Annotated in this window: 14 protein-coding genes; 5 read left to right on the top strand and 9 right to left on the bottom strand. The window is 67.7% G+C overall.

The window, feature by feature from the left end; all coding sequences use genetic code 11:
* From VF592_RS11480 to rpoB, 3 genes are all read right to left on the bottom strand, one after another.
* Window positions 1-261: hypothetical protein (locus VF592_RS11480; RefSeq protein WP_414714209.1), on the bottom strand; the 261-nt coding region annotated here is incomplete at its 3' end.
* Between the two features lie 33 nt (window positions 262-294).
* Window positions 295-453, bottom strand: a complete 159-nt coding sequence (locus tag VF592_RS11475) for a hypothetical protein (RefSeq protein WP_331005750.1) — start codon at window positions 451-453, stop codon at window positions 295-297.
* Window positions 454-459: 6 nt separating this feature from the next.
* Window positions 460-4,653 carry a DNA-directed RNA polymerase subunit beta gene (gene rpoB, locus VF592_RS11470; RefSeq protein ID WP_331005749.1) on the bottom strand — a complete coding sequence of 1,398 codons (4,194 nt, stop codon included), beginning with the start codon at window positions 4,651-4,653 and terminating at the stop codon, window positions 460-462.
* 729 nt (window positions 4,654-5,382) lie between these two features.
* Between rpoB and VF592_RS11465 the strand changes: the two genes are divergently transcribed.
* Entirely contained in the window at window positions 5,383-6,078 is a 696-nt protein-coding gene (locus tag VF592_RS11465) for a hypothetical protein (protein WP_331005748.1), read from the top strand.
* A 259-nt stretch (window positions 6,079-6,337) separates the two neighbouring features.
* Here VF592_RS11465 and rplL read toward each other — a convergent pair whose 3' ends face one another.
* Window positions 6,338-6,715, bottom strand: coding sequence for a 50S ribosomal protein L7/L12 (rplL, locus tag VF592_RS11460; protein ID WP_331005747.1), 378 nt, complete (start codon window positions 6,713-6,715; stop codon window positions 6,338-6,340).
* A gap of 52 nt (window positions 6,716-6,767) precedes the next feature.
* A complete protein-coding gene (gene rplJ / locus VF592_RS11455; protein ID WP_331005746.1) occupies window positions 6,768-7,301 on the bottom strand; it encodes a 50S ribosomal protein L10 in 534 nt (177 codons plus the stop codon).
* A 425-nt stretch (window positions 7,302-7,726) separates the two neighbouring features.
* Here rplJ and VF592_RS11450 point away from each other — a divergent pair, with 425 nt between their 5' ends.
* Genes VF592_RS11450 through VF592_RS11440 form a run of 3 tightly spaced genes read left to right on the top strand, consistent with a single transcriptional unit; the run spans window position 7,727 to window position 12,101 of the window.
* Window positions 7,727-10,219, top strand: a complete 2,493-nt coding sequence (locus VF592_RS11450; protein WP_331005745.1) for a PhoX family protein — start codon at window positions 7,727-7,729, stop codon at window positions 10,217-10,219.
* A gap of 55 nt (window positions 10,220-10,274) precedes the next feature.
* A complete protein-coding gene (locus tag VF592_RS11445; protein WP_331005744.1) occupies window positions 10,275-11,126 on the top strand; it encodes an MBL fold metallo-hydrolase in 852 nt (283 codons plus the stop codon).
* Window positions 11,127-11,156: 30 nt separating this feature from the next.
* Complete coding sequence (locus VF592_RS11440; protein ID WP_331005743.1) at window positions 11,157-12,101, top strand: rhodanese-related sulfurtransferase; 945 nt, start codon at window positions 11,157-11,159, stop codon at window positions 12,099-12,101.
* An 84-nt stretch (window positions 12,102-12,185) separates the two neighbouring features.
* On the opposite strand, the gene rplA is transcribed toward VF592_RS11440, so the two are convergent.
* Window positions 12,186-12,878, bottom strand: coding sequence for a 50S ribosomal protein L1 (gene rplA / locus VF592_RS11435; protein WP_331005742.1), 693 nt, complete (start codon window positions 12,876-12,878; stop codon window positions 12,186-12,188).
* Window positions 12,879-12,882: 4 nt separating this feature from the next.
* Window positions 12,883-13,314, bottom strand: coding sequence for a 50S ribosomal protein L11 (gene rplK, locus VF592_RS11430; protein ID WP_331005741.1), 432 nt, complete (start codon window positions 13,312-13,314; stop codon window positions 12,883-12,885).
* A 145-nt stretch (window positions 13,315-13,459) separates the two neighbouring features.
* On the opposite strand from rplK, the gene VF592_RS11425 reads away from it, so the two are divergent.
* Window positions 13,460-14,467: a hypothetical protein gene (locus VF592_RS11425; RefSeq protein ID WP_331005740.1), complete on the top strand. Its 1,008-nt coding sequence runs from the start codon at window positions 13,460-13,462 to the stop codon at window positions 14,465-14,467.
* A gap of 87 nt (window positions 14,468-14,554) precedes the next feature.
* Here VF592_RS11425 and VF592_RS11420 read toward each other — a convergent pair whose 3' ends face one another.
* Together VF592_RS11420 and VF592_RS11415 are read right to left on the bottom strand one after the other, a co-directional pair.
* Window positions 14,555-16,447, bottom strand: a complete 1,893-nt coding sequence (locus VF592_RS11420; protein WP_331005739.1) for a DNA methyltransferase — start codon at window positions 16,445-16,447, stop codon at window positions 14,555-14,557.
* Window positions 16,441-17,820, bottom strand: coding sequence for a hypothetical protein (locus tag VF592_RS11415; RefSeq protein ID WP_331005738.1), 1,380 nt, complete (start codon window positions 17,818-17,820; stop codon window positions 16,441-16,443). Before VF592_RS11415 ends, VF592_RS11420 begins: the two co-directional genes overlap by 7 nt.
* Between the last annotated feature and the right edge of the window lie 61 nt (window positions 17,821-17,881).

Here is a 17,881-nt window from a genome sequence, read left to right as displayed (position 1 = left end):
GACGCCGCACTTCTCGCAGACGATGCCCTTGTACTTCATGCGCTTGTACTTGCCGCACAGGCACTCGTAATCCTTGATCGGACCGAAGATGCGCGCGCAGAACAGGCCGTCACGCTCGGGCTTGAACGTGCGGTAGTTGATCGTCTCGGGCTTCTTGATCTCGCCGAAGCTCCACGAGCGGATCTTGTCCGGGCTCGCGATGCCGATCTGGATCTGGTCGAACGTCTCCGGCTTGACGACGGGGTTCGCGAAGGGGGTCATCTCGTTCATAATTTCGTCCCTACTCGGGTGATCTTAGCTGCTCAGCCGTGACGGATGAGCAAAGGTCCAAGCGGCAGCAAAGAGAAACGCGACGCCTAATGCGATGCCCGGCCATCCCGAAATCGGAAAGCCGAACAACAAACTGATGCCCAGAATGATTTCTGGGATGATCATCAGAAGGCGTCGCGCCATTCTCTTTTACTCCGCCGCGATCTGCACGCCGTCGCTGTCGAAGCCTTCTTCCATCGTCTTCAGGTCGACGTTGAGGCCCAGCGAGCGCATCTCCTTGACGAGCACGTTGAAGCTTTCGGGGATGCCGGCCTCGAACGTGTCGTCGCCCTTGACGATCGCCTCGTACACTTTGGTGCGGCCGACCACGTCGTCGGACTTCACCGTCAACATCTCCTGGAGCGTGTAGGCCGCGCCGTAGGCCTGGAGCGCCCAGACCTCCATCTCGCCGAAACGCTGCCCGCCGAACTGCGCCTTGCCGCCCAGCGGCTGCTGGGTGACGAGCGAATAGGGGCCAATCGACCGGGCGTGGATCTTGTCGTCCACGAGATGGTGGAGTTTCAGCATATAGATGATGCCCACCGTCACCTTGCGGTCGAACATCTCCCCCGTGCGCCCGTCGAACAGGTCGGACTGACCCGAGGCGTCGAGCCCGGCCAGCGCCAGCATGTCGGTCACGTCGCTTTCGCGCGCGCCGTCGAACACCGGGGTGCCCATCGGGATGCCCGTGCGCAGATTCTCCGCCAGCTCGACGATCTCCTGGCCGCTGCGGGCCTGGATATCGTCGGCATAATGCTCGCCGTAAATGGTGAGCAGCCGCTCCTTGACCGCGTCGGGCATCGCGCCCGGCTTGGCTTGCGGATTGGCTTCGCGCCACTCGTCGAGCGCGTTCGCCACCTGATGACCCAGGCCGCGCGCGGCCCAGCCCAGATGCGTCTCGAAGATCTGCCCGACATTCATTCGGCTCGGCACGCCCAGCGGATTGAGCACGAGATCGACTGGGGTCCCGTCCGCCAGGAAAGGCATGTCCTCGGCGGGGAGGATGCGGCTGATGACGCCCTTGTTGCCATGACGGCCGGCCATCTTGTCGCCGGGCTGCAGCTTGCGCTTCACCGCGACGAAGACCTTGACCATCTTGAGCACGCCGGGCGGCAGCTCGTCGCCCCGCTCCAGCTTCTCGCGACGGTCGTGGAACTTGTCGGTGATGATCTTGGCCGCGTCGTCATATTGCTGCTTCACGGCTTCCAGGTTCGCCTGGACGGCGTCGTCCGCGACCGCGAACTTCCACCATTCGTGACGATCCACCCCGTCGAGCAGCTCCTGGTCGATCGTCGCGCCCTTCTTCAGGCCCTTGGGCACCGCCGTGGCGACCTGACCGAGCAGCATCTCGCGCAGCCGCGACCAGGTCGCGCGGTTGAGGATGGTGCGCTCGTCGTCCGAGTCCTTCTTCAGCCGCTCGATCTCCTCGCGCTCGATCGCCATCGCGCGCTCGTCCTTGTCGATACCATGACGGTTGAAGACGCGCACGTCGACGATCGTCCCCGACACGCCCGGCGGCAGGCGCAGCGACGTGTCGCGCACGTCGGACGCCTTTTCGCCGAAAATGGCGCGGAGCAGCTTCTCCTCCGGCGTCATCGGGCTCTCGCCCTTAGGCGTGATCTTGCCGACCAGGATGTCGCCCGGCTCGACCTCGGCGCCGACATAGACGATGCCAGCCTCGTCGAGATTGCGCAGCGCCTCCTCGCCGACATTGGGGATGTCGCGGGTGATGTCCTCCGGCCCCAGCTTGGTGTCGCGGGCCATCACCTCGAACTCGTCGATATGGATCGACGTGAACACGTCGTCCTTCACGATCCGCTCCGAGATGAGGATCGAGTCCTCATAATTGTAGCCGTTCCAGGGCATGAACGCGACGAGCGCGTTGCGGCCAAGCGCCAGCTCGCCGAACTCGGTCGACGGACCGTCCGCCAGCACGTCGCCGGCCTGGATCACGTCGCCCACCTTCACCAGCGGGCGCTGGTTGATGCAGGTCGACTGGTTGGAACGCTGGAACTTCATCAGCGTGTAGATGTCGACGCCCGACTTGCCGGCATCGACCTCACCGGTCGCGCGGATGACGATGCGCGCCGCGTCGACCTGGTCGACGATGCCCGCCCGACGGGCCGAGATAGCCGCGCCCGAGTCGCGCGCGACCGTCTCTTCCATGCCGGTGCCTACGAACGGCGCCTCGGCGCGGACCAGCGGCACCGCCTGGCGCTGCATGTTCGATCCCATCAGCGCGCGGTTGGCGTCGTCGTTCTCCAGGAACGGAATGAGCGACGCCGCGACCGACACGAGCTGCTTGGGGCTGACGTCCATCAGCGTCACCGTGTCGGGCAGCGCGTTCAGGAACTCGCCCGCCTGGCGCGAGGACACCAATTCCTCGGTGAACGAGCCCGCCGCGTCGAGCTCGGCCGAGGCCTGCGCGATCGTGTGCTTGGCCTCTTCCATCGCCGACAGATAGACGACGTCGTTGGTGACCTTGTGGTCGACGATCTTGCGATACGGCGTCTCGATGAAGCCGTATTTGTTGACGCGGCTGAACGACGCGAGCGAGTTGATCAGGCCGATATTCGGGCCCTCGGGCGTCTCGATCGGGCAGATGCGGCCATAATGGGTCGGGTGGACATCGCGGACCTCGAAACCCGCGCGCTCACGCGTCAGACCGCCCGGCCCGAGCGCCGACACGCGACGCTTGTGGGTCACTTCCGACAGCGGGTTGGTCTGATCCATGAACTGCGACAGCTGCGAAGAACCGAAGAATTCGCGCACCGCGGCGACCGCCGGCTTGGCGTTGATCAGGTCGTTGGGCATCACGGTCGACACGTCGACCGAGCTCATCCGCTCCTTGACCGCGCGCTCCATGCGCAGCAGCCCGACGCGGTACTGGTTCTCCAGCAGCTCGCCAACCGACCGCACGCGGCGATTGCCCAGATTGTCGATATCGTCAATCTCGCCCTTGCCGTCCTTGAGGGCGACCAAAGTCTTGACGACGGCCAGGATGTCCTCGGTGCGCAGCGTCGTAACCGTGTCCTCGGCGTCGAGGTCGAGGCGCATGTTGAGCTTGACGCGGCCCACCGCCGACAGGTCGTAGCGGTCGGGATCGAAGAACAGCCCGGCGAACAGCGCCTCGGCGGTCTCCAGCGTCGGCGGCTCGCCGGGGCGCATCACGCGGTAGATGTCGCTCAGCGACTGCTCGCGCTCCTCGGCCTTGTCGGCTTTCAGCGTGTTGCGGATCCACGGGCCCGTCGACACATGGTCGATGTCGAGCAGCTCGATCCGCTCGATGCCGGCGCGGTCGAGCTTCTCGAGGTTCTCGGGAGAAATCTCGTCGCCCGCCTCGACATAAATCTCGCCCGTGCTCTCGTTGATGAGGTCATAAGCGGAATAGCGGCCGAAGATCTCCTCGGTCGGGATCAAGAGGTCGGTCAGCCCGTCCTTGGCGGCCTTGTTGGCGGCGCGTGGGGAAATCTTCTGGCCGGCCGCGAACACGACCTCGCCTGAATTACCGTCGACGATGTCATAAGCGGGCTTCACGCCGCGCCAATTCTCGGCCGCGAACGGGATCTTCCACCCGCCGGTGCCCCGCACATAGGTGACGCGGTTATAGAATTCGTTGAGGATTTCCTCCGAATTCATGCCGAGCGCGTAGAACAATGCGGTGACGGGCAGCTTGCGCTTGCGGTCGATGCGGACATTGACGATGTCCTTGGCGTCGAACTCGAAATCGAGCCACGAGCCACGATAGGGGATGACGCGCGCGGCGAACAGATACTTGCCCGAGGCATGGGTCTTGCCGCGATCGTGGTCGAACAGCACGCCGGGCGAGCGGTGCATCTGCGACACGATCACGCGCTCGGTGCCGTTGATGAAGAAGGTGCCGTTCTCGGTCATGAGCGGCATGTCGCCCATGTACACGTCCTGCTCCTTGATATCGATGACCGACTTGGCCTCGGTATCGGGATCGACCTCGAACGCGGTCAGGCGCAAGGTGACGCGCATCGGCGCGGCATAGGTGATGCCCCGCTGGCGGCATTCCTCCACGTCGAACTTGGGGTCCTCGAGGACATAATCGTCGAAGTCGAGATAAGCGGTGCCGGCGAAATCCTGGATCGGGAACACCGACCGCAGCGTCTTCTCCAGGCCCGAGACATGGCCGATCGACTTGTCGGAGCGCAGGAACTGCTCATAGCTCTCGCGCTGGACCTCGATCAGGTTCGGCATCTGCACCACTTCGTGGATGTTGCCGAACACCTTGCGGATGCGGCGCTTGGCCGTGCCGCTGCCCTGGTCGCGTCGCGCCCCAGCGTTGATGGGGCCGCCGTCGATCGCCTTGGTCGCCATGGTTTTTCTTGCCTCGTACAGCCGTAATTTTTTAAACCGGGAGTCCCCGGATCGGACGCAGCACGACACGCCGAACGGCCGATCGCACGGGGTGCGTCGGCTTCGGGCGTCGGGAAACCGGCGATCCCCATCCGTTGTGACACGCTGCGCGACGGCGCGTCATTTCCCGGAGATCGTGGCGAGGGCTTCAGATAGGGTCGCGCACGCCCACCGTCAACCGTGTCGACGCTCGTCAGAGAGGGGCAGGGCGGTCGAGCATCGACTTGGAGCCAAGCGCCGCTATAGGTGCCGCCGATCCCGCCCCGCGCACCGCCATCGGCGCCAGCCAGGCCCCTCAGCCACGGAGCTTTCCCCATGCCACCGATCCGGCGGCACGTTCTCCTCGCCTCTCTCCTGTCCGCCGTCGTGGTCGGACCCGCGCCGGCTCTCGCACAGACGAATACCCAGACCCCGCCGACCTCGATCCCCGGGCTCGAACGGTTCAGCCTGCCGGGGAGCCCGACGCCCGCGCCGACGCCGTTACCTACCCTCGTGCCGCCACCGGTCGCGACCCCGACACCCGCGGCACCGGTCCGGCCCGCGCCCGCCGCGACGCCGGCCCCGCGCGCTACTCCAAGTGCGACGCCGACCCCCGCCGCGACCGCGGCGCCGACCGCCAGCCCGACTCCGGCACCGACAACCGCACCCGCCCCGGTCGCCTCGACCACTACCACCCCGATGCCCGAGCCGATGCCGAGCCCCGCCCCGCCCCCGCAGGCGCAGGCGGCCCCCGAGATCGACCCGCGCTGGTGGCTCGTCGGCGGGGCGCTCGCGCTGCTCGGCGGCTGGCTCGCACTGCGCCGCCGAACGACCTCCGAGCCGGCGGTGGAGGCGTTCGCCCCGGCCGAGATCGTCCCGCCGCCCCCACCATCCCGGGCCCGGCTCGCGATCGAGCTCAGGCCCAGCCGCGCCGGGCTCAACCTGCTGAGCGCCACCGTCGATTGCGAGGTGCGCGTCACCAATATCGGCGACCTCCCCGCCGAACGGGTCCGCGTCGCCGTGCGCCTGTTCAGCGCCCATGCCGGCCAGGATGCCGAGCTCGCCGCCTTTCACGCCCAGCCGGCGGTCCGCCCCGTCGCGCCGCCCTTCGCGCTGGCGCCCGGCGAGTCCCGCGCCGTCCGCGCGGTCGCCGCGCTCCCCCATGCCGATATCCGCCCGCTCGACGCCGCCGGCCGGCCGATGTTCGTGCCCGTGCTCGCGGTCAACGCGCTCTACGATGCGGGGCAGGGGGTGGAGGGCCGGACCGCCCAGGCCTTTGTCGTCGGTATCGAGCGCGTCGACAGCCCCAAGCTCGCGCCCTTCTGGCTCGACCAGCCGCCGCGTACCGTGACGGAGGTGGCGGCCAGGGCGCACGGCGCGGCGATCGAGACGGATCAGCCCCGCTGATCCGCACGACCGCCAGCCCGGCCGGCGGAGCGAAGCGCTCGTTCGACGAGGCGGTTTCGCCGCGGCAGGGGCGGGTGGGTAAATATGGCAGCTGTAGAATAATCGGCGACGAAAAAAGGCGACCCCGTCGCCGGGGCCGCCCTTTTTCGAACCGGGTCGGTCACGGGCAAAGCCCGTAACGTCGAACGGCATGAATGCCGTCGGCCGGCCTTGCGGGAGTGCGGACCAGCTTGCGCTGGCCCGTCTCTCCCGCTGCGGCTTACTTGATCTCGACGGTCGCGCCGGCGGCCTCGAGCTGCGCCTTGAGCTTGGCGGCCTCGTCCTTCGACACGCCTTCCTTGACGGCCTTGGGCGCACCCTCGACCAGCGCCTTGGCTTCGGTCAGCCCGAGCGCGGTGATCGTGCGGACTTCCTTGATGACGTTGATCTTCTTGCCACCGTCGCCGGTCAGGATGACGTCGAATTCGGTCTGCTCCTCGGCGGCGGGGGCGGCGGCGCCACCACCGGCTGCCGGTGCGGCCGCGACGGCGGCGGCGGCGGAGACGCCCCACTTCTCTTCAAGCATCTTCGACAGCTCGGCGGCTTCGAGAACGGTGAGCTCGGAAAGCTGGTCAACCAGCGTGTTCAGGTCTGCCATGTGTAGTTCCTCGGTTTCAGATCGGTTGGTTCAACAAAAGGGAAAGCACGCCTCAGGCGGCTTCCTCCACCTTTTCGGCGTCCTTCTCGGCATAGGCCGACAGCACGCGGGCGAGCTGGGCGGCGGGCGCCTGGGTGATGGTCGCCAGCTTGGTCGCGGGCGCCACGATAAGCCCCACGATCTTGGCGCGCAGCTCGTCCAGCGACGGAAGCGTCGCCAGTGCCTGCACGCCCGCCAGGTCGAGCGCCGTCGAGCCCATGGCCCCGCCGACGATCTCGAACTTGTCGTTGCCCTTGGCGAATTCGACCACGACCTTGGCGGCCGCGACCGGATCCACCGAGCTGGCGAGACCGACCGGCCCGGTCAGCATGTCGCCGAGCGAGAGATAGTCGGTGCCGTCCAGCGCGATACGCGCCAGCTTGTTCTTGGAGACCTTGTAGGTCGCCCCGGCCTCCCGCATCCGGGTGCGCAAAGTCGTCGACTGCGCCACCGTCATGCCGAGATTGCGGGTGACGACCACCACGCCCACCTCGGCGAATGTGCGATTGAGCTCGGCGACGGCCGCGGCCTTTTCAGCACGATCCATGCCATTCTCCTCATATCCGCCGGGGCCGAGCCTCGACGGGGTTGCGAACCGGGCAGGCGACGATCGTCCGCCCGGCATGTCCAGCGATGGGGAGAGGGTGCGTGCCGGGCACGCGCGCCGGGACGGTATGAACCGTCGCGGTGAAACCATTCCCCGTCTCGGCGGGAGATTAAGCCGGGAGAATTCCCGGCACCCACTGTCTCGGACGGAACCCGGTCGACTTGCGGTCGGCCGGGCAAGGTTCGCGCCATTAGCGGGTCGTCGCGGTGCCGTCAACGCGCCGTCGTCGCCAGGCGCCTTGTCCCCGAACCGTCATGCCGTTGTCGCCGTCCCGTCCCCGAACCGCAACGCCCCCGTCGCTTTCGGGCGCCAATAGCCGGAGCGAGGGCGTGGCCGGGTGGTCGCGAGCAATAGGGGATCAGCACATGGCTTTCGGGATCGGCTCCGCTTGGGGATATGACGATGGCGACATCGAGACCAACCGCAGCCAGGGGCCGCATCTGAACGACCTCGTCGCCCAGCGTTATTCGCGGCGCCAGGCCTTGTTCGGCGGCATATCCGCGATCACGGCGGCCACGCTGTTGTCGGGCTGTGGTGGCGAGGACGACGAGCCGGCGCTCAGCGTGACCGCGGGCCAGTCGGTCACCATTTCGGGCGGGCGCATCGTCACGCTGACGGGCGGTGTGTCGGGCGGCACCGCCACGTCGAGCACCTGGACGCAGGTCAGCGGTCCGACCGTCGCGATCGTGCCGGGCGCCACCGCCGATACCGTCACCTTCGCCGCGCCCAACGTCGCGTCCGCGACGCCGCTCGTCTTCCGCTTTTCCGCGATCAACGGGTCGGGTCCCGCCAATGCCGACACGACCGTCACCGTCACCCCGGCGGAACTGGGCTTCACCGCCGTCGCGAAAAGCCGGGCCGACACGGTGACGGTGCCCGCGGGCTACACCGTCACCGTGCTGTACCGCCTGGGCGATCCCATCAACGCGGCGACCGGCGCCTATGCCAATAACGGCACCGATACCGGCTTCTCGGCGCGCGCGGGCGACCATCATGACGGGATGAGCTTCTTCGGGCTTTCCGCGAGCGCCAACGCCCCCGATCCGTCCAACAGCGCGCGGGGGCTGCTGGTCCTCAATCACGAGAACATTACCCAGACCTTCCTCCACCCGGGCGGCGCCACCACCGTCAACGGCTCGCGTCCCGAGGCGGAGGCGCTCAAGGAGATCGAGGCGCATGGCGTGTCGGTGATCGAGGTCAGCCGCGCGGGCACCGCCGCCTGGGCCTATGCGCAGACTTCCGCGCTCAACCGGCGCATCACCCCCAACACCCCGATGGACATCTCCGGCCCCGCGCGCGGCACCGCGTCGATGCGGACCGCCTTCTCGCCGACCGGGACCAGCGGGCGCGGCACGATCAACAACTGCGCCAACGGCTATACGCCCTGGAACAGCTATCTGACCGCCGAGGAGAATTGGGTCGGCTATTTCCGTCGGAACACGGGCGACGCGGCCGTGCGTGCCGCGACCTCGGCGAAGGCGAACACCTCGCTGACCCGCTACGGCGCCCCCGAGGGCAGGACCGGCAATTACGGCTGGACGACCGTTCAGCCCGCCGACGCCGCTAACACGCTGTTCCGTCGCTGGAACATCACGGCGACGGCCGCCGCCGCCGCGGACGGCACCACCGATTTCCGCAACGAGATATTCCAGTTCGGCTGGATCGTGGAGATCGATCCCTTCAACCCCGCCTCGACCCCGCGCAAGCGTACCGCGCTGGGCCGCATGAACCATGAGGGCGCCTGGCCCGGCCGTTTCATCGCGGGCACGCGCCCCGCCTGGTATATGGGCGATGACGCGCAGAACGAATATATTTACAAATTCGTGTCCTCCACGCCCTGGAGCGCGGCGGATGCCAACGCGACCGACCGGCTGGCGATCGGCGACAAATATATCGACGCAGGCACGCTCTACGTCGCGCGCTTCGACGCGGACGGAACGGGAGCCTGGCTCCCGCTCGTCTTCGGACAAGGGCCGCTCACCGCCGCCAACCCCGCCTATTCCTTCAGCGATCAGGCCGATGTGCTGATCAACGCGCGGCTCGCCGGCGATGCGCTGGGCGCGACGCGGATGGACCGGCCAGAATGGACCGCGGTCAATCCCGCCAACGGCGAGATGTATTGCACGCTGACCAACAACGCGTCGCGGACCGTCGCGGGCGGGGCCAACCCGACCAACGCCGCCAATCCTCGCGCCTATGTCGATCCCAAGGTCGACGGCGGGACCGCGGGCGTGGGCAACCCCAACGGCCATGTCGTCCGCCTCCGCGAAACGGGCGACACCACCGAGGCGACCGGGTTCACCTGGGACGTCTATGCTTACGGATCGGGTGCCGATCTCGACCGGAACAACATCAACCTGTCGGCGCTCGACGACACCAACGACTTCTCCTCGCCCGACGGCCTGTGGTTCTCGCGCGCGACCAATGCCGGGGGCACGATCAACCCGCTCGTCTGGCTGCAGACCGACGACGGCGCCTATACGGACGTGACCAACTGCATGATGCTGGTCGGCCAGCCCGGCCGCGTGGGCGACGGCACCACGCGCCAGATCACCAACATGATCGGGACCACGACCGGCACCGCCACCGCGCGGATCGGCGCTACGCCCGGCACGAAACTCCGTCGCTTTCTGGTCGGGCCCGTCCAGTGCGAGATCACCGGTATCGACTCGACGCCCGACGGCCGCTCGGTCTTCGTCAACATCCAGCATCCGGGTGAGAACGGCTCGATCGAGCGCGTCACCAGCAACTGGCCCGCCAACCAGGGCGGCAGCGGCACCGCCTCCAGCACCGGCCCGCGCCCACGATCGGCGACGATCGTCATCACCCGTACCGACGGCGCGGTGGTCGGGGTCTAGGTCGGACCCGCATTACCCTCCGGGCGTTTCCCGTCGGAACGACCCGGAGGTCCCCATGCGTATCCACCATCTCAACTGCGCTACCGACTGCCCGCTCGGCGGCGCGATCTTCGACGGCAAGAGCCTGGGCCCGCTCGGCGAGATCGTCGGCCATTGCCTGTTGATCGAGACCGACGCGCACGGGTTGGTGCTCGTCGACACGGGGTATGGGTTGAAGGACGTTCATCACCCGCACAGCCCGCCCGAGCGCATTCCCAAATTCTTTCGCGGCCTGCTCAACATCCGGCTGCGCGAGGAGGAGACCGCCGCCCGCCAGATCGAGGCGCTGGGCTTTCGGCGCGAGGATGTCCGCCACATCGTCCTCACCCATCTCGACTTCGATCATGCCGGGGGGATCGAGGATTTCCCGGCCGCGCGCGTTCATGTCCTCAAGGCTGAATACGATCAGGCGACCGGGCCGTGGGAGGGCTTTGTCCAGTCGCGCCGCTACCGCCCCGCCCAATGGGATGCGGTCGCCGACTGGCGCACCTACCGCGCGGGCGGGGAAGGGTGGTTCGGCTTCGACGCGGTGCGCGATCTGGACGGGCTGCCTCCCGAGATCCTCATGGTCCCGCTACCGGGCCATACTTGGGGCCATGCCGGCGTCGCGATCCGCCGCCCTGACGGCCGCTGGCTGCTCCAGGCGGGCGACGCTTATTTCTACCGGGGTGAGATGCGGAGCGCACGGCGCCGCTGCACGCCCGGCCTGCGCGCCTATCAGACGCTGATGGAGACCCACCGCGTCCACCGCCTGCGCAATCAGGAACGCGTCCGCCGCCTGTCGGTCGATCACCGCGCCGAGGTGCAGGTGATCTGTTCGCACGACCCCGTCGAGTTCCACCGCTGCCGCGCGGGGAAGGGGCTGTAGCGAGCGCCGATGACGGGCTAGACGCGCGCCATGGACCATCCCGCCGCCCCGATCCGTGTCTCCGCGCTCTACCGGTTCAGCCGCTTTCCCGATCCCGACGCGTTGCGCGACCCGCTGCTTCGCGTCTGCCGGACGAACGGGGTGCGTGGCACGCTCTTGCTGGCGCCGGAAGGCGTCAACGGCACCATCGCCGGCGGCCCCGAGGCGATCGACCGCGTCCTCGCGCATCTCCGGTCGCTACCGGGCTGTGCCGATATGCAGGTCAAGGATGCGACCTGCGCCGCCATGCCGTTTCATCGTCTCAAGGTACGGGTGAAGCGGGAGATCGTGTCGATGGGCGAGCCCGGCATCGACGCGGCTATGGGAGCGGGCATCCATGTCGCCCCTGCCGATTGGAACAACCTGATCGCGCGGCCCGGCACGGTTCTGATCGACACCCGCAACGATTACGAGGTCGCGCTCGGCAGCTTTCCCGGCGCCATCGACCCCGGCACCCGTCATTTCCGCGACTTCCCGGCCTGGTTCCGCGCCCATCGCGACGCGCTGATCGGCGACGGCGCCGCGCCCAGGGTCGCGATGTTCTGCACCGGAGGTATACGGTGTGAAAAAGCCACCGCCCTCCTAAAAGCCGAGGGGGTGAACGAGGTCTATCACCTCGATGGCGGCATCCTGAACTATCTCGAGACGGTGCCCGCCCGCGAGAGCGCCTGGCGGGGCGAATGCTTCGTCTTTGACGAGCGCGTCACCGTCACCCACGGCGTCAGCCCCGGTACGCACGAGCTATGCCGCGCATGCCGGATGCCGGTCGGCGCCCAGGATCGGGCGTCACCGCTCTACGTGCCGGGGGTGAGTTGCCCCGGTTGCCATGGTCGTCGCGACGAGCGGCAACGTACCGGCTATGCGGAACGTCACCGCCAGGTCACGCTCGCGCAAGCACGGGGCGTGCGCCATATCGGCGCGGCCGAGGGCGACTGAACGAGAAAAAGGCCGGGATCGCTCCCGGCCCTTTCTTTCACACGCCGCCGGACATGGCCTCGCGGCCATGCCGGCCGGTTTCGATCATGACCCGGCGACCTCCGCGACGTCGACCCGGATCCCCGGGCCCATGCTCGACGACACCGCGATCTTGCGGACGTACTTGCCCTTGGCGCCCGACGGCTTGGCGCGTACGACCGCATCGACCAGCGCGTCGAAATTGGCGCGCAGGTCTTCCGCCGGGAAGCTCGCCTTGCCGATGCCCGAATGGATGATCCCGGCCTTTTCGACGCGATATTCGACCTGGCCGCCCTTGGCCTCCTTGACCGCTTGGGCGACGTTCATCGTCACGGTGCCCAGCTTGGGATTCGGCATCAACCCCTTGGGGCCCAGCACCTTGCCCAGCCGGCCGACCACGCCCATCATGTCGGGCGTCGCGATGCAGCGGTCGAAATCGATCGTGCCGCCCTGGATGATCTCCATCAGATCTTCCGCGCCCACCACGTCGGCGCCGGCTTCGCGGGCCTCGTCGGCCTTGGGGCCGCGGGCGAAGACGCCCACGCGGACGGTTTTGCCGGTGCCTTTGGGGAGCGTCACGACGCCGCGGACCATCTGGTCGGCGTGGCGAGGGTCGACGCCGAGGTTGAGCGCGACCTCGATCGTCTCGTCGAACTTGGCGGTGGCGTTGGCGCGGGCGAGGGCGATCGCCTCGTCGACGCCGTGGAGTTGCTCCGGATTGATCTGGAGCGCCTTCTGCTTCTTGCTCTGCTTGGCCATGTTCTTAACCCTCCACGACCTGAAGACCCATCGCGCGCGCGGAGCCTTCGATGATCCGAACCGCCGAATCCATGTCGTTGGCGTTGAGGTCCTTCATCTTGGCCTCCGCCACGCCCTGGAGCTGCGCGCGCGTGATCGTCCCCGCCGAGGTCTTGCCCGGCTCCTTGGAGCCCGACTTCAGCCCCAGCGCCTTCTTGATGAGGAAGGTCGCGGGCGGCGTCTTGGTCTCGAACGAGAAGGAACGGTCGGCATAGACGGTGATGCGCGTGGGCAGCGGCGTGCCCTTTTCCATGTCGGTCGTCTGGGCGTTGAACGCCTTGCAGAACTCCATGATGTTGACGCCGCGCTGCCCCAGCGCCGGCCCGATCGGCGGCGCGGGCTTCGCGTCGCCGGCGGGCACCTGCAGGTTGATGTAACCGGTGATCTTTTTCGCCATTGCTCACTCTTTTCCAAGTTTAGCGGTTCAAGCGGACGCGAACGTCCTCCCGCGGCATTTCCACAGCTGTCTGGGAAGCGCGCGCCATTACCCCAGCGCGCCCAAGCTTGCAATGTTGGAAAAGTGCAGGAACATGGCAGGAACGATGGCCAGACCGCTCACCCGCGCCCAGCAGCTCCAGAATGCCGCCTTCCTGAAACTGCTGCGCCGCGACGGCAATGCCCGCGCGGCGGCGCGCGCCGTCGGGGTGAGCCATGGCACGATCCAGCACCGCCGGGCCGCGCATCCGGCCTTCGCGGCGCGCTGGGACGCGGCGGTGGTGTCGGCCCATGCGCGGCTGCATGACAAGGGCGGGCGCAAGGGTCCCGAAGCGCGCGGCCCGACGCCGGACGCGGCGGCGGAGGGGAGCGCCGACGGCGCAACCGCGGCCGCGCACCGGACCGCGGGCGGCGAGCCGGTGGTGGTCCGGCGGCGCGACGGCAAGCTCCAGCTACGCGCCGCCCAGCCCGGCAAGCTGACGGTCCAGTGCGAGCAGGCGTTCCTGGCCGCGCTGTCGGCGACCGCCAATGTGCGGATGTCCGCGGCGGCGGCGGGCGCGTCGGTCGCGGCCTTTTACCGGCGGCGGCGGCGCAACCCGGCCTTTGCGCGCGAGATGCGGATGGCGCTGGAACAAGGTTATGAACGGCTGGAAATGGCGCTGCTGGAGAGCCGCGAGCCCGCGTCGCACGCCGACGATGCGTGGCGCCACAACGACCCGCCCGCCATCCCGCCGATGACCGCCAACCAGGCGCTGCAACTGATGTACCTCCACCAGAAGGAGGCGCGGTTATGGGCCGAGCCCCCGCATATGCGGCGCCGCCCCGGCGAGTCGCGCGCGGCCTGTTCGGAGCGGCTGACGTTGATGGGCGAGGCGCGGCTGGAGCGCGACCGCGAGAGGTACCGCGTGGCCGAGGCGGCGCGCGCGGCGCGCGGCGGACGCTGCGCGCACGAACCGCCCGCCCCGGCGCTGCCCGACCTGGCGCAGGTGACGGGATGGTCCAAGGCGGACCCGGCGAAGGTGGCGCACGACCCGAACACCGCGTTGTTCGGGGGGTGGCGGTTGGGGGATCTGGAGAAGCGGGGGCGGAAGCCGCGCGGGCCGTCACGGGAATAAATCCCGTGACGTCGAACGGGGCCGGCGAGCCGCCCCCGTCGGCCGGCCGCCTGGCCGCACGCGACCGACCGTGCCGGCCGCGTGCGGCTAGGCGGCTAGCAACGGATCCCGATCGGCGTCGTTTTCGGCGGGATGGGGGATGGGCGACCCCGGATCCGCGGATCGCGCCACCTGTCCGGGCTCGAACATCAGAACGGTCTCGTGATAATCGTCCTTGGCACGCGGCTTGGCGCGCGACGCCGCCGATTTGAGCAGTTGCAACTCCATCTCGTCGCGCAATTCGAAGCGCGCGCCCTTCAGCACCTCGTCATAGAGCGTGGCGCAATCGACGACGTGCTCCACCACGCCGCGACGATGCGAATAGAAGACGTGCTGGTCGGCCACGACCAGCACGAGACGCGCGGAGCGGCAGGCATCGGCGAGACTGGAGCCGAACCGGCCTATGTCGCGCAGATAGTGCGCGGTCGGGACGGCCTTGCGGTGGAAGCGCATGGCGTCGCGTTGCGGATCGGCCGCGTCGTCCCGGTCGGAAAGCAGATAGGTCATCAACCGTTCGACCTCGCCGTCCCTGTCGAACTCGGGGTCGAACTCGGGGTCGAACTCGGAGGTGTCCCCGCCATCCGGCCGCCCGTCGAAATAGCCATCCTGGCCCGCGTCATAGCCCAGAATGGCGAAGGCCAGCGCACGCGACGCCGCATAATGCTCGCGTCCCGACGATGCGGGCAGATAGGGCGGGCTGGTCACCACGAAGCCGCGCGCCGGCAGAGACGGCCAGGTGGTGCCGTCGCGCGCGTCGGCGTGCGCGACGGTCACGCGCCCCAGCCTAATCCTCAACTCGCTTTCCAGCTCCGCGAACACCCCCAGCAGCTGGTGCGTTCGATCGATCTTCTCGCGCAACCGCGACAGGAGCGGCTGCTTCAATATCTCGATCGTGTAGCGCCCGTTTCCGACACCGACGAAACGGTAACGGACCTTCTTGGTCGCGGCGTCGCTGGCGAGCACGCGAAGGAGATCGCCGGCGACACCTTCGGTCGCTACCGCGCTCAGGGAGCGCGCCAGCGCGGCGGCGTCGCATTTGATCTCCGACAGATAGGCGGTCGCGTCGATCCGGTCGCGGCGGATGATCTTGCGTTCCAGTTCGTCGGGAAATACGAATCGGTCGGCCGATTCCGACGCGGACAGGGCGATGCGAAGCCGATCAAGCGCGGTTTCGACCTCTGCGCGATGCCCGACGAAGGGCGCGACCTTGGCGCGGGAGATCAGCGCGCAGATCGGGTCGATGTCGATCCCGATCGCGTCCTGTCCCAAGAGCGCCGCTTCCAGCAACGCGGTGCCGCTACCGCAATAGGGATCGATGACGGTCGCGTCGCGCCCATGGATGTTGATCAGCGCGCGGACCATGCGCGGAAAGAACTTCGCCTTGAAGATATGGAGGTCGTGAGACAGCGACAGGCTGGTCTTCTTGGCGCCGCGCAGCTTGCGCGCCAGTGGAGAGTCGCGGCCGGTTCGATAGGGATCGAGAAGCGCGCGGACGACGAGTCCCACGCGGCCGGTCGCGACCTCGGGCGCCAGAACCGCCTCGGTCTCGATCACATAGTTATGGGCGAGCGCGACGAGGACCGGCCGGGAATAGCCCAAGGCCATGGTCGCGGCCGTGCCGACGCGCCCGGTCAGCGCGGCCATCATCCCGGGCTGCGACGCCCCCTCGATGAACACCTCCTGGGCGAAGCCGCTGCGCCGGATCAGCTCGGCCGCGTCGTCCAGCGGCAAGTCGGTCCAGGACATCGCCACCCAGTCGAACGTGGTCGCCAGACGCGGAGACGCGGCTCCGGCGGAAGCATGGCGTTCGGCGAAAGCGAGGGCCGACAGCTTCTCGCCCGGCCGGCCGAGGATCGCCGCCCATTCGCGAAGCGCCAGATCGGCATCGCCCGGCATCGTGACATTGTGCCGCAGGACGACCGTGGTGCGGGCGGTCAGCACCTCGCGCCCCAGCTCCGCAGCAGGGGGTCGAGCGCGCCGCTCAGCAACGCGGCCTCCGTATCCTGGAAATTGAACAGGGCCCCGGAAAGCGGGTCGTTGTAGATCGGGCGATTGAAGGCGATGACCATGTCATAAAGGTGATACAGGGCGTCGTCGTCGATTTCCGTGACGCCCGGCTTGGCGGACGGCCGGAAATGGGCACCCGGCGCCCAGCGCGCGTCGGCGAGCTTCGCCATATAGGCGTCGAACAGGAACACCGGATCGAGATTGGCGACGAGGGCTCCGCGGATCGGCAGCTTGGGCGAGCCGTCCCGGTAATAGGCGCCGAATTTCAGCAGCTGGTAGGTGCCCTTCTTGATGTCGTCCGTCCGACCGAGCCCGGCCTTGGTCTTGTTGGAGTCGATCTCGTCCCCCCAGCCATTCGCCAGATAGCCGAGCGCGATATCGCGCCCGGCGCGCGCGGTCTTCGGAATCGAATAAGCCCGGAAGATATCCGCCCACGCCTCGACATAAGTGAGCAGCGCGTCCGGGTCGGCGATATATTCGGTGAGCGGCGGATAGGGCCAGTCCGCGGTCACCGGCGAACCAAGCGGAACGTCGACTCCGACGTTGGCGAGGAACAGGCTCAACTCGCGCCGCTGGAAGTCGACATCGATCGGCCTGTGCTGGGCAAGCTCCGCCGGGCCGTCCTGGCCGTCCTCGAGAAAGGGATGATCGAGCGCCGTGCGGAGCGGATAGGTGACGAGCGGCGACGCCTTGATCTCGAACAAGACCAGTACGTCGTCACGCCAAGCCATGGCGTCTACGTCATGACTTTGCTTGGAAATGGTCCCGACCGTCAGCGGCCGCCGATTGGCGGCGCCCATCAGCGCCAGGAAATAGGCGGCGGCGGTCGTGGTGATCTCGCCGATATGGTGGCTCGACGGCTTGTGCTGCGCGTCGGCCAGCCGCTTCTCGATCCCACGATCCTGGCAGCAGATCGGGCATTGCTTGAGAAAGGAATAATAGGCGTAGGGCGCACCGGGCAGGTCGTCGGCCGGGCGATGACGGTTGCAGTAGATCCATCTTTTGTTGATCACCCGCCCGTGGATATACTCCGCGTTGCACACCAGATCGAACAACGCCGCGAAGACCAGGTTCATCCGCGCGCTCGGCTTGGCCGCCATCCCGGCGAGAATGGCGCTGCTCGCCCAGCGGGGCGATGCGAGCGAGGCGGCGAAACTTTTCAGCCCCGTCGCGACCAGCCTGCCGCCTGCCCGAGCATTCATATAGTCGGTATGGAAGATGTCCGGGTTGAGCAGGCGTTTGAGTTCATCGATGCGCCGCTCGGCGGGGCAGGGCCGGTAATCGGGAAAGGGATGTCGGGGCGGCATCGGTCATTCGTTTCCCAGGCGGGGTGCGCGACCTAGTTGCGGCCATCCCGTCGCACTGTCC

It is taken from the genome of Sphingomonas sp. (assembly GCF_036388435.1).
Taxonomy (GTDB): Bacteria; Pseudomonadota; Alphaproteobacteria; order Sphingomonadales; family Sphingomonadaceae; genus Sphingomonas.
Note: the sequence above shows the minus strand (reverse complement) of the source record. Positions and strands in the feature narration are given on the sequence as shown.